10 protein-coding genes, 1 tRNA gene and 1 other RNA gene are annotated in these 12,184 nt (G+C 71.5%); 8 read left to right on the top strand and 4 right to left on the bottom strand.

The window, feature by feature from the left end; genetic code table 11:
* Window positions 1-266: 266 nt before the first annotated feature.
* A complete protein-coding gene (locus ACR9Y5_RS14950; RefSeq protein WP_481298682.1) occupies window positions 267-1,496 on the top strand; it encodes a multidrug effflux MFS transporter in 1,230 nt (409 codons plus the stop codon).
* Between the two features lie 42 nt (window positions 1,497-1,538).
* Window positions 1,539-2,282 (top strand): phosphatase PAP2 family protein, encoded by a 744-nt coding sequence (locus ACR9Y5_RS14945; RefSeq protein WP_481298681.1) that lies wholly within the window; start codon window positions 1,539-1,541, stop codon window positions 2,280-2,282.
* 25 nt (window positions 2,283-2,307) lie between these two features.
* Here ACR9Y5_RS14945 and ACR9Y5_RS14940 read toward each other — a convergent pair whose 3' ends face one another.
* The 3 genes from ACR9Y5_RS14940 to ACR9Y5_RS14930 form a co-directional block, all read right to left on the bottom strand.
* Window positions 2,308-3,141: a helix-turn-helix domain-containing protein gene (locus tag ACR9Y5_RS14940; protein WP_481298680.1), complete on the bottom strand. Its 834-nt coding sequence runs from the start codon at window positions 3,139-3,141 to the stop codon at window positions 2,308-2,310.
* A gap of 60 nt (window positions 3,142-3,201) precedes the next feature.
* Window positions 3,202-3,768: a hypothetical protein gene (locus tag ACR9Y5_RS14935; RefSeq protein ID WP_481298679.1), complete on the bottom strand. Its 567-nt coding sequence runs from the start codon at window positions 3,766-3,768 to the stop codon at window positions 3,202-3,204.
* 101 nt (window positions 3,769-3,869) lie between these two features.
* On the bottom strand, window positions 3,870-4,319 hold the full coding sequence (locus ACR9Y5_RS14930) for an iron chaperone (protein ID WP_481298678.1): 450 nt from the start codon (window positions 4,317-4,319) through the stop codon (window positions 3,870-3,872).
* Window positions 4,320-4,715: 396 nt separating this feature from the next.
* Between ACR9Y5_RS14930 and ACR9Y5_RS14925 the strand changes: the two genes are divergently transcribed.
* On the top strand, window positions 4,716-5,927 hold the full coding sequence (locus ACR9Y5_RS14925; RefSeq protein ID WP_481299592.1) for a DUF445 domain-containing protein: 1,212 nt from the start codon (window positions 4,716-4,718) through the stop codon (window positions 5,925-5,927).
* 86 nt (window positions 5,928-6,013) lie between these two features.
* A complete protein-coding gene (locus tag ACR9Y5_RS14920) occupies window positions 6,014-6,997 on the top strand; it encodes a glycoside hydrolase family 6 protein (protein ID WP_481298677.1) in 984 nt (327 codons plus the stop codon).
* Window positions 6,998-7,104: 107 nt separating this feature from the next.
* On the opposite strand, the gene ACR9Y5_RS14915 is transcribed toward ACR9Y5_RS14920, so the two are convergent.
* A tRNA-Ser gene (locus ACR9Y5_RS14915) sits at window positions 7,105-7,192 on the bottom strand.
* Between the two features lie 103 nt (window positions 7,193-7,295).
* Between ACR9Y5_RS14915 and ffs the strand changes: the two genes are divergently transcribed.
* From ffs to ACR9Y5_RS14895, 4 genes are all read left to right on the top strand, one after another.
* An RNA gene (gene ffs / locus ACR9Y5_RS14910) (signal recognition particle sRNA small type) lies at window positions 7,296-7,392 on the top strand.
* 69 nt (window positions 7,393-7,461) lie between these two features.
* Window positions 7,462-8,847, top strand: a complete 1,386-nt coding sequence (locus ACR9Y5_RS14905) for a DUF1254 domain-containing protein (protein ID WP_481298676.1) — start codon at window positions 7,462-7,464, stop codon at window positions 8,845-8,847.
* A gap of 1 nt (window position 8,848) precedes the next feature.
* On the top strand, window positions 8,849-10,984 hold the full coding sequence (gene pta, locus ACR9Y5_RS14900) for a phosphate acetyltransferase (RefSeq protein ID WP_481298675.1): 2,136 nt from the start codon (window positions 8,849-8,851) through the stop codon (window positions 10,982-10,984).
* Entirely contained in the window at window positions 10,981-12,183 is a 1,203-nt protein-coding gene (locus tag ACR9Y5_RS14895) for an acetate/propionate family kinase (RefSeq protein ID WP_481298674.1), read from the top strand. Before pta ends, ACR9Y5_RS14895 begins: the two co-directional genes overlap by 4 nt.
* Window position 12,184: the final 1 nt, after the last annotated feature.

Here is a 12,184-nt window from a genome sequence, read left to right as displayed (position 1 = left end):
AGTCTGTAGCGCTCGTGTGCGGGCGCACTAGACAGCACGTGCGAATCGGGGTCATGGGCGGACGTTCCGGCTCCGCACATCGGGTGACCGCAATGGCATGTGCACGTTCACATTCCCGGCCGGAACACGATAGGATCACCTGTAGTCGCATGATCGAATCGATTCGAGGCGACCCTTCAGCACCGCACCCCAGACGCGGTGCTGTTCTCATTGCGTCCAACGGCGGGCGCGGTCCATCCACCTCTCGACTCGCCAAGGACACCCTCGTGACCACCGTCGTGCATCCCGGAGACTCGCTCTCCGGCCGCCAGCGCCTCGCCTACATCCTGATCCTGGGCGCCCTGACCGCACTCGGCCCCTTCACGATCGACACCTACCTCCCGGCCCTTCCGACACTTCAGAACGACTTCGGGGTCTCGATCGCGGCGATCCAGCTGACGTTGACCGCGACCACCATCGGCTTCGGCGTCGGGCAGCTGCTCGTCGGCCCGTGGTCCGACAAGATCGGCCGCCGCGTCCCGCTGATGGTCGCGACGGGTGTGCACATCATCGCCTGTCTGGCCGCCGCCATCGCTCCGAATGTCGAGCTGCTGGGCGTCGCCCGTGCGCTTCAGGGCATCGGCGCCGCCGCGGGCGGTGTGGTCGCGATGGCCATGGTGCGCGACCTGTTCGGCGGGCGCCCCCTGGTCCGGATGCTGAGCCGCCTCGCTCTCGTCAACGGCCTGGCACCGGTGCTCGCGCCGGTGCTCGGATCGTGGCTGCTGCTGGTCATGCCGTGGCGCGGCATCTTCGTCGTGCTGGCCGTGTACGGGCTCTTCGTGATCACCTGCGTCGCCCTGTGGATCGTCGAGACGCTGCCGAAGGCGCGTCGCCGGGACGCCGGCCACTCGACGGTCGGTCAGCGCTACCGGGCGGTGCTCAGCGACCGCGTGTTCGTCGGCATCGCGATCGTCGGCGCCGCGAACTTCACCGGGCTGTTCTCGTACCTGTCGTCGAGCTCGTTCATCTTCCAGGAGATCTACCAGTTCAACGCGCAGGAGTACGGCCTGCTCTTCGCCGTGAACTCGATCGGCATCATCATCGGCGTGCAGTCCTCGGCGCGACTCACCAAGTACGTCGGTCCCCAGTGGATCCTCGCCTGCTCGACCGTGGTGATGCTCGCCGCGTCGGTGACGATCGTCGTGCTCGACCAGGCGCACGTCGGTTTGTGGGGGACGGTCATCCCGCTGTGGTTCTTCATCGCCGCGTGCGGTTTCGGCTTCCCCTGCGTCCAGGTGCTCGCTCTCAACGGGCACGGTCACGAGGCCGGGACGGCGGCCAGCCTCCTCGGTGCGCTCAACTTCGGGATCGCGGGCATCGTGTCGCCCATCGTGGGCATCCTCGGCGTCGGCAGCGCGGCCCCGATGGGCGCGGTGATGGCGGTCTGCGCGCTGGTCTCGATCGCCTCGCTCTGGCTGGTGGTGCGGCCGCGCAGCGTTCCCGAACTCGCCCACTGACCCGACGCCGGGCCCCTGCCGCGCCGCGGGTACGGTGGCGGCATGAGTTCAGACGAGGCGCCGGGACCGAAGGCGGACGCGGAAGGCCACGACGTCGTCAAGGCCGCGCGGGTCGCGCGGCGCTGGCCCGTCGTCTCCGCGTCGGTCGCTGTCGGCCTGGTGGTGATCCTCGGGATCATCATCGCCCTGCGCCCGCGGCTGCCGTTCGGGATCGACACCGAGTGGATGGGCGAGATCGTCGAGCACCGCTCGCCGCTGTGGCTCGGGCCCGCGCTGTTCTTCAACTACGCCGGGGGTGGGATCGTCGGATCGGTGGTCGTGCCGGTCGGCATCTTCCTGCTCCTGCTGGCGTTCCGAAGGCCGTGGGGCGCCACCTTCTTCGCCATCGCGAGCGCTGTCTCGGTGATCTGCGTGCAGTTGCTCAAGCACACGGTCGGCCGCGCGCGCCCGACCGAGATCCTGGTGCACGCGGACACCGGATCGTTTCCTTCCGGACACACCGCCAACGCGGCCACCATGGTCGTCGTGCTGGGCATCCTGTTCCCCCGGGTCTGGGTCTGGTGCCTGGGCGTCGCGTGGGCGGTGCTGATGGCGATCAGCCGCACCTACCTGGGGGCGCACTGGATCAGCGACACCATGGGCGGACTCCTGCTCGGGGCGGGCGTCGCCGTGATCGTCTGGACCCCGCTCGCGCACCGGCTCGCGATCGAGGCCACGAAACCGCATCCGTTCTTCCTGGCACGGGCGCCGGGGGAGCCGGCTCGACAGGAGCGATCCCGACACTAGAGTGTGCCGCAGGAGCGCGGGGGCGCTAGGGCGCTTCCCGCCGGACGTCCGCATGGGTCGCTGCGTACGCACCGGGAGTCGACCCGATCACCGCGGCGAACTCCCGGCCGAAATGCGCCTGGTCCGCGTAGCCGAGTTCCGCGGCGAGCACCGCGAGGGATGCGGCGTCACCCGCTCGCAGGGCGGCCGCCGCCTCCTGCAGCCGGTACCGCTGGATCAGCCATTTGGGCCCGAAACCGATGTGGCCCGCGACCAGCCGCTGCAACCGGCGCACGCCCATCCCGAACCGTTCGGCGAGCTGCTCGACCCGCAGCAGGGTGCGGTCGTCTTCGACAGCCGTGACGATGCGGCCCACGAGCCGCGCATCCTCGTCGGGCTCCGGCAGTGCGGTGAGCCAGGTCTCGAAGGCCGCGATCGCCGCATCCGCGTCGTCGGCGGCCATCGCCTCCCGCACGGCCGCGCCCATCGGGGATGCGCCGGGGGCGGTGAAGCGGTCGAGCGGGACGACCGGTGGGAGCCCCCGCAGCGAGGCGCCGGTCCACCCGCGTGCCGTCCCCGGGTGCAGCAGCACGCCGAACGCCCAGCCGCACCCGGTGAGCGTTCGCACGCTCAACCCGCGCGAGGCGCGGTGCAGACCGGCGGATGCGGCCTCCACGACGAGGTTCGCGGTCGGATACTCGAGCACGTCCTGGCGCGCGGAGGCGCCCGGCCGCAGGGACCAGCGCGGCAGCCAGTAATGGCGCACGAACAGCGCGGCGCGTCCGTCGGCCGCGCGTCGCTCGATCGCGACAGGGCCGGCTCCGCGGCTCGGGGTCAGGAGCCCCTTGCTGCGCGGTTCGGCGTCGGTGCGCGCGGTCACTCCGTCATCCTGGCACGGAGTGCGGCGGCGTGGTGGCGCGGCCGGTGCTGCGGACCGCGGTCAGCGCGCGAAGCGCAGGCGCTCGAACCAGTACAGCAGTCGCGGCCACGCCCGGCGCAGCTGGTTCATCGTCATCGGCTCCGGGGGCCGCGTGACGGGCACGTCCAGCTCCTCGGCGACCCGCTCCATGTCGGACTGCGACCAGAACTGGCCGCGCATCCGGATGAGGAGGCGTCCCTGCCCTGTGGCGACGAAGAGCTGGGGGAGCGCCTCCAGTGTGCTGCTCTCGTACACGTGCACGAGGATCACCGCGCCGGCCTCGCCGGGCGCCACGTGCACGGTGCGGCCGAAGAAGCCGCGCTCGCGCACCCCGTCGGACCGCAGGACGATCGTCGTGTTGAGGAACGACGCGACGCCGACGACCGTTGCCCCGATCACGACGAGGTGCGCGACGAGCACGTACGGCCAGCCCGGCCCCGGGATCGTGAGCCAGTAGAGCACGGCGAAGACCGGAGTCGTGAGGGCGAGTATCGCGACGATGCCGCGCAGGAACAGGTGCCGGTGCGGACGGAGCACGGTCTCGCGTGCCATCGCCGCCCCCCGGTCCACGTCGGTCTGCTCGCTCACCCATCGAGCCTTGCCGTTTCGCAAACGTTCCGGTAGCGGCATTTTGGGGGACACCCGTACAGGGGTGTCCCCGCTGGGCCGACGCGATCAGCCCCCTTCGGTCAGCCTGCTGCGGCGGTGACGAGCTCCCGGATGCGCTGCTCGTCCGCGTCGGTCAGGTCGAGGATCGCGAACGCGACCGGCCACATCGTCCCGTCGTCGAGCCGGGCCGGGTCGTTGAAGCCGAGGGTCGAGTAGCGCGTCCCGAACTTCGAGGCCGGCTGGAAGAAGCAGAACGTCTTGCCGCCGAGTGCGTATGCCGGCTGCCCGTACCAGAGCTTCGGCCACACGTCCGGAACGCTCTCCGTGACGATGGCGTGGATGCGCTCCGCCAGCCGGCGGTCGTGCTCGGGGAGCGCCGCGACCTTCTCGAGCAGGTCGCGCGTGTCGTCCTCGCGCGTGGTCTTGCCGCGCCGGGCGCGTTTGACCTCGGTGGAGCGCTCCTTCATGGCGGCGCGCTCCTCGTCGGTGAACGCCGTGGAGCCGGTGGTGGTGTCGGTGTCCTTCGTCATGCCTCCGAGGCTAGGCCCGGCACGGCCCGCCGCGCTTCTCCGAAACTGCTCGACTCCCCGCCCGATCCTGTCTGCGTCGCGCACCTATCGTCGGAGATCCGGCGCCCATCAACGGACTTTTCATCCGATTCCGCCCGGATCTCCATCCGCAGCGCGCTGTGTCGGAGATTCGGACACACTTCTCCGACGATCGGCCACGCGGGGCTCGCACGCGACCCCCGCGAGTACGGTGGACATCGCCCGACACACGCACCGGGGAGGTTTCGGAGTGCGCATCCAGAACACCGTCGCCGCCGACCGTGCGGGCGCGCCCCGGCCCGACCACGCCGCCCGCCGGCCGACCCTCGCGTGACCGCCCTCCCGACCGACGCCGAGCGTCGTCTCGCGCTGCGCCGGATGAAGGCGCTCGCGACCAGCCTGCTCGGCGCCGCCGCGGTGGTGTTCGCCGTCGCCTATGCGCTGCAGGACCGCTACCCGTGGCTCGGGTTCGTGCGCGCCGCCGCCGAGGGCGCGATGGTGGGCGCCCTCGCGGACTGGTTCGCCGTCACGGCGCTGTTCCGGCATCCGCTCGGGCTGCGCATCCCGCACACCGCGATCATTCCGACCCGCAAGGACGAGATCGGCGCCAGCCTCGGCGAGTTCGTGGAGACGAACTTCCTCTCCGACGAGGTGGTCGCCGGCAAGCTCGCGACCATCGACCTCGCCGGCGCGGCGGCGGACTGGCTGACCGAGCCGCAGAACTCGCGCCGCGTGGTGACGGAGACGTTCCGCGGCCTGACCGGCCTCGCCGACCTGCTCGACGACGACCGGATGCGGGAGGCGATCGAGGCGGTCGTGCGCACCCACCTCGTCGCACCCCTGTGGGGACCGCCGCTCGGCCGGCTCGGCGAGCGGGTGCTCAGCTCGGGCGGCCACCAGGAGGCGGTCGACCTGCTGCTGGACCGCCTCGACGAGTGGCTCGCCGCGAACCCGGAGGTGTTCGGGCCGGTGGTCTCGCGGCGCCTCCCGTCGTGGATGCCCTCGTTCGTCGACCGCGTCATCGACGAGCGCCTGCACGCCGAGGCGCGGCGCTTCGTCCGGGAGATGCGCGACGATCCCGACCACCGCCTCCGCCGTTCGCTCGACGAGTACCTCGCCCAGGTCGCCGACCGGCTGCAGCACGACGACGCGACCATCGAACGGCTGGAGGCGGCGAAGGGCCGCGCGTTCGACGATCCGCGGATCCGCGAGCTGGCCGCCTCGGCGTGGACGGCCGCGCGCACCGCCGCGATGGATGCGCTCGCCGACGACGAGGGCGAGCTGGGTCGCCGCGCGGAGGCCTTCGTCGCCGACGTGGCCCGCCGCGTCCTGGCGGACGGGGAGCTCCGCACATCCCTCAACGCGCGCTTGACCGGCGCGGCGCTGCACCTCGTGACGAGCTACCGCAGCGACATCTCCCACGTCATCACCGAGACGGTGCAGGCGTGGGACCCGGCCGAGACCACCGAGAAGATCGAGACCCAGGTGGGCCGCGACCTCCAGTTCATCCGCATCAACGGAACGGTCGTCGGCGCCCTCGCCGGCCTCGCGATCTACGCCGTCGCGACGGGCATCTCGGCGCTGTTCTAGGTCGCCGAGGACGACGCCCGCGGTGAGCGGGGCCGTCGCGGGAGGACGGCGGTTACCGAATCGGACCGGATGCCGATAGTCCGGGTATGCGCACTCTGATCGTTTCTCTGGCGGCGGCCGTCGTGACGCTCGGCGCGCTGGCGCCGGCGCCCACGTCGGCCCCCGCGGCCACGCCGCCGGTCGACGGCCCCGCATTCGGAAGCCGGCTCTACGTCGACCCGTACAGCGACGCGCGCCGCGCGGCCGACAGCCTCACCGCCTCCGGCGACACTCCGAGGGCGGCGTTGATCGAGCAGATCGCCAGCCAGCCCACGGCCGTCTGGCTCGGCGACTGGTACAGCCCGACTCTGCTGCTCAGCGTGATCCAGCGGCACCTTCGGTCGGCTGCGGCCCAGGGAGCGACGCCCGTCTTCGTGACCTACGCAGTGCCGGACCGGGACTGCGGAGGGTACTCGGCCGGAGGGTTCACCGCCGACGAGTACCTCGACTGGAATCGCCGCATCGCTGCCGCCCTGGCAGGGAGCCGCGCCGTCGTGCTGGTCGAACCCGACTCGCTCGCCATGCTGTCCAGCGCCCGATGTGCAGGGGTGGCGGAGTCGCGGCTGCCGCTCCTCCGCTCCGCCGTCGACATCCTCGGTGCGGCCGGGCTGATCACCTACCTGGACGGGGGCAACGCCCGCTGGCTCACACCGGATGCGCAGGCCGCCTACCTGAAGGCGGCGGGGATCGCCGAGGCGCGGGGATTCTTCACGAACGTGGCGAATTTCGACGCGACGCAGACTGAGCGCGACTATGGGGGAAAGCTGTCGTCGCGCGTCGGGTGGAAGCACTTCGTGATCGACGTCTCGAGGAACGGTAACGGCTGGACCGGCACCTGGTGCAATCCGCCGGGCGCCGCCCTCGGCCAGAACCCGAGCATCACCGAGTCGTCCACGACCAAGCTCGATGCGCTGCTCTGGGTGAAGCATCCCGGAGCATCGGACGGAACGTGCGAAGGCGCCCCGTCGGCCGGAGCGTGGGACGAGGCCGCGGCGGAATCCCTGGTCCGCCTGCGCCCCGCTTCGCCGTAGCCGCTCGCGAAAAGCCGGCACCCGCGGCAGATGCTGTCGGGCGGAGAATGGGGGATTCGAACCCCGGATGGACGCTGCGCGCGCACCCGCAACGGATCCGCAAAAAATGGCGGAGAATGGGGGATTCGAACCCCCGAGGGCTTGCACCCAACACGCTTTCCAAGCGTGCGCCATAGGCCACTAGGCGAATTCTCCTGGCGCTGCCTTCCGCTCTCGCGGCCGGCGGCTCACAGTATCTTACTTGATCCGCAGAGCCCCGGAGCGCACACGCCTCCCAGGGCGACCCGCTACACTGGTTCCCGGCTCCCCACGTGGCGCCATCCAGGCCAACTCCCCCAGGGCGGAAACGCAGCAAGGGTAACCGGGCTCTGGCGGGTGCGTGGGGGGTCTTTTTTTGTCAGCGCCTCATAACCGGCCCCGCGTATATTGACCCCAGCGATGCCGGGTCTTCTACGCCCTGTAGAATGACTCGTGTCTTCCGTGGAGCGTTGATGGACGGGGTGCCGCAGGTGACCGAGGAGCTGACCGAACTGGCGACGGAGGCCTTCGTCGTGGGCTTCCCGCTGGTGTTCGACCTCGAGCAGGTCGTCCGCTTCACCGAGGAGGGCATCGGCGGCATCCCGGCGACACCGTACAACGCGTTCGGGCACGCGCGCCGGCTGGCCGGGCCGGACGATGCGTTCGTCACCGTCAACAACGACACCGTGTACTCCATCGCGCAGGTCGACCTGAGCGTCGGACCGCTCCGACTCAGCGTCCCCGCCGCCGGCGACCGCTACCACGTGCTCCAGTTCGTGGATGCGTGGACGAACAATTTCGCCTACATCGGCACCCGCGCCACCGGCGGGACGGGCGGCGAGTACCTGCTGCTGCCGCCCCGCGACGACGGCGAGCCGGATGCCGTCGCCGAGGCCGGCATCCCGGCCATCCGCTTCCCCACCCGCGTCGCCACGATCGTCGGCCGCTGGGCGGTGGACGGTGACGACGACCTCGCCGCCGTGCACGCTCTGCAGGATGCGCTGACGCTGACGCAGGTGCGCGAGAGCCCGGCCCCGGCGCTGGGCGTCCCGGCGGTCGCCACCGGCCAGGGGGAGGCCCTCGACTTCTTCGAGAAGCTGCGGGTCTGGTCGCAGGCGTTCCCTCCGGCGGAGCGGGACCGCCCGGCCCTCGACTCGTACGCGCCGCTCGGCCTGGTGAGCCCCTACCCGATCGCCGAGCAGCCGGAGGGCGTGCGCGACGGCCTGGCCGCGGGCTACGCGCTCGGCAAGGAGGCCCTGGAGTCGTCGCTGAGCACGGCGGTCGCACTGGTGGACCACTGGCAGGCGAATCTGCACATGTTCGACTACAACCTCGACTTCTTCGAGCTGGGGGCCCTCGGCGGTCCCGAGTGGACGCTGCCCGACCCGCGGACGCGGTACGCGCACCGCGCCGCCGCCGCGCTCGGCGGCCTGTGGGGCAACCACGCCTACGAGGCGGCCTACCTGATGACGTACGAGGACCAGGACGGCGAGCCGCTCACCGGCGAGCATGTCTACCGGCTGCGGCTCCACCCGCTTCCGCCGGTCGGGGCGTTCTGGTCGATCACCATGTACGACGTCCCGAACTTCCACCTCGTCCGCAACCCGATCGGGCGCTACTCGATCGGCGACCGGACCCACGGGCTCAGATACGACGACGACGGAGGACTGACCATCACGATGAGCGCGACCCGACCCACCGACGAGAAGGCCGCGGCCAACTGGCTGCCGGCGCCCGCCGGGGCCTTCCGGCCCGTGCTGCGGCTGTACGGTCCGGACGACGAGGTGATGGACGGCCGCTGGGCCGCGCCCGCCATCGAGCGGATCGGCTGACGTGGCGCGCTCGATCTACATCACCTCCGCGGAGGGTCACACGGGCAAGTCGACGGTCGCGCTCGGCGTGCTCGAGGCGCTGCGGCACTCGGTCGGCCGTGTCGGGGTGTTCCGTCCGATCGCCCGGTCGACGGAGGAGCGCGACTACGTGCTCGAGCTGCTGCTGCAGCGCACGACCGCCGAACTCACCTACGAGGAGGCGCTGGGCGTCGGCTACGACGACGTCCACGCCGACGCGGATGCCGCGCTGGCGGTGATCGTGCAGCGGTTCCGCGCGGTGGAGGCGCGGTGCGACACGGTGGTCATCCTCGGCTCCGACTACACCGACGTCGGCAGCCCGACCGAGCTCGCCTACAACGCGCGCATCTCCGCCAACCTCGGTGCGCCCGTCCTGCTGGTGCTCGGCGGTCGGATCGGCCAGGGCTTCGGGGAGCGCCTGGGGCAGGCCGATCCGCGCTCGCCGGAGGAGCTGCGCCAGCTCGCCGAGCTCGCCGTCGCCGAGCTGCGGGCCGAGCACGCGAGCCTCCTCGCCGTGGTGGCGAACCGCGCGGACGCGTCACGGCTCGACGAGATCGTCGCCGCCGTCGGCTCGGCCGTGGGGGCGGCGGCCGTCGCGGCGGGCAGCAGCGACCGTCCGCCGGTGTGGGCGATCCCGGAGGACCCGTTCCTGGTCGCCCCCAGCATCCGCTCGATCATGGAGCAGACCGACGGCACGCTGATCGCGGGCGAGGAGGCGCTGCTCGCCCGGGAGGCGCTCGGTGTCGTGGTCGCGGGCATGTCGATGAACAACGTCCTGCCCCGGCTCGTCGACGGCGCCGTGGTCGTCGTCCCCGGCGACCGCACCGAGGTGCTGCTCGCGGTGCTGATGGCGAACGCGTCCGGCACCTTCCCCTCCATCGCGGGCATCGTGCTGAACGGCGGCTTCGACCTGCCCGAGCCGATCGAGCGGCTGCTCGCCGGCCTGCGCTCGCCGCTGCCGATCGTGCGCACCAGCCTCGACACCTACGACACCGTGGTCCGGATCACCCATGCCCGCGGGCGGCTGGCAGCCGACTCTCAGCGCAAGTACGACACCGCGCTCGCCCTGTTCGAACGACACGTGGATGCGGATGCACTGCTCGCGCGTCTCAACGTCTCCCGGCACGACGTCGTCACTCCGCTGATGTTCGAGTACGACCTGATCGAGCGGGCGCGCGCCGCCAAGAAGCACATCGTGCTGCCGGAGGGGGAGGACGACCGCATCCTGCGCGCCGCCCACACCCTGCTGGCGCGCGGTGTCGCGCGGCTCACGATCCTGGGCGAGCCGTTCGAGGTGCGGTCGCGGGGGATCGAGCTGGGCCTCGACCTGTCGGCCGCCGAGGTGCTGAGCCCGTTCGACGACGTGCTGCGGCTGCGGTTCGCCGAGGAGTACGCCCGGCTGCGGTCGCACAAGGGCATCACCGTCGACCAGGCCGCGGACACCGTCACCGACGCCTCCTACTTCGGCACGATGATGGTGCACCTGGGTCTGGCCGACGGGATGGTCTCGGGCGCCGCGCACACGACGGCGCACACCATCCGCCCGGCCTTCGAGATCATCAAGACCACGCCCGGAGTCTCCGTCGTGTCGAGCGTCTTCCTCATGGCTCTGGCCGACCGGGTGCTCGTCTACGGCGACTGCGCCGTCATCCCGGACCCGACCGCCGAGCAGCTCGCCGACATCGCGGTCTCGTCGGCGATGACCGCGCAGCAGTTCGGCATCCAGCCGCGGGTCGCGATGCTCTCGTACTCGACCGGCGACTCCGGAGCGGGAGCGGATGTGGAGAAGGTGCGGACCGCCACGGAGCTGGTGCGCGAGCGGGCGCCGCAGCTCGCAGTGGCCGGGCCGATCCAGTACGACGCGGCGGCGGATGCGGCGGTCGGCGCCGCCAAGATGCCCGGGTCGGAGGTGGCGGGCCGGGCGACCGTGTTCATCTTCCCGGACCTCAACACCGGCAACAACACCTATAAAGCAGTGCAGCGGAGCGCCGGGGCGGTGGCGATCGGACCGGTGCTGCAGGGTCTCCGCAAGCCGATCAACGACCTCTCCCGCGGGGCGACCGTCGATGACATCGTGAACACGGTGGCCATCACCGCGATCCAGGCGGCGCTCTCGTGAGCGCCGTCCTGGTGGTGAACAGCGGCTCGTCGTCGTTCAAGTACCAGCTGATCGACAGCGAGAGCGAGGAGTCGCTGGCGTCCGGCCTGGTGGAGCGGATCGGCGAGGGAAGCGGCCGGACCACCCACCGCGGACCGAACGGCGCCACCGAGCGCACCCTGGAGATCCCGGACCACACGGCCGGCTTCCGCGCCATGCTGGACGCCTTCGCCGCCGAGGGGCCGAGCCTCGACGAGAACCCGCTGGATGCGGTGGGCCACCGGGTGGTCCACGGCGGCAAGCGCTTCTTCGAGCCCACCATCGTCACCCCTCTGGTGGAGATCAACATCGAGGACCTCTCCGACCTGGCGCCGCTGCACAACCCGGCCAACCTTCAGGGCATCCGGGCCGCGAAGAAGGCGTTCCCGGACGTGCCGCACGTCGCCGTCTTCGACACCGCCTTCCACCAGACGCTCGCGCCGGAGGCGTACACCTACGCGATCGACGCCGGCCTCGCCGAGCGTCACCGGGTGCGGCGCTACGGCTTCCACGGAACCTCGCACAAGTACGTCTCCGAGACCGCCGCGGCGTTCCTCGGCCGGCCGCTCGGCGAGCTGCGCCAGATCGTGCTGCACCTGGGCAACGGTGCGTCCGCCTGCGCGGTCGACGGCGGCCGCTCGGTGGAGACGTCGATGGGCATGACGCCCCTGGAGGGCCTGGTCATGGGCACCCGGTCGGGCGACCTCGACCCGGCCGTCCTGGTGCACCTCGCGCGGCGCGCCCAGCTGTCGACCGACGACCTGGACGAGCTCCTCAACCGCCGGAGCGGCCTGCTCGGCCTCTCCGGCCGAGGGGACATGCGCGACGTGCGGCAGGCCGCGGGGCGCGGGGACGAGCAGGCCCGCCTCGCGCTCGACGTGACGGTGCACCGGCTGAAGCACTACATCGGCGCCTACGCCGCGCTGCTCGGTGGTCTCGACGTGCTGACGTTCACCGCGGGCGTCGGCGAGAACGACGCCGCACTGCGCGCCGAGGTGCTCACCGGGCTGGAGGTGCTCGGCATCCGACTGGACCCCGGACGCAACGCGAGCCCCTCGCGGGAGGCGCGGGTCATCTCGGCCGACGACTCCCGGGTCACCGTGCTGGTGGTGCCCACGGATGAGGAGCTGGAGATCTCGCGGCAGTCGTTGCAGGCCGTCCGGGAGCCGACCGGGAGCTGAC

Source organism: Leifsonia sp. KNZ13-11D (assembly GCF_056754895.1).
The sequence above is the reverse complement of the archived record's forward strand: the minus strand, read 5'-3'. Positions and strand labels throughout refer to the sequence as shown.

Excerpts from the sequence above, each read along its gene's own strand:
- ACR9Y5_RS14945 (WP_481298681.1), top strand. The coding sequence starts at position 1,539 with ATGAGTTCAGACGAGGCGCCGGGACCGAAGGCGGACGCGGAAGGCCAC.
- ACR9Y5_RS14930 (WP_481298678.1), bottom strand. The coding sequence starts at position 4,319 with ATGACGAAGGACACCGACACCACCACCGGCTCCACGGCGTTCACCGAC.
- ACR9Y5_RS14925 (WP_481299592.1), top strand. The coding sequence starts at position 4,716 with ATGAAGGCGCTCGCGACCAGCCTGCTCGGCGCCGCCGCGGTGGTGTTC.
- ACR9Y5_RS14920 (WP_481298677.1), top strand. The coding sequence starts at position 6,014 with ATGCGCACTCTGATCGTTTCTCTGGCGGCGGCCGTCGTGACGCTCGGC.
- ACR9Y5_RS14905 (WP_481298676.1), top strand. The coding sequence starts at position 7,462 with ATGACTCGTGTCTTCCGTGGAGCGTTGATGGACGGGGTGCCGCAGGTG.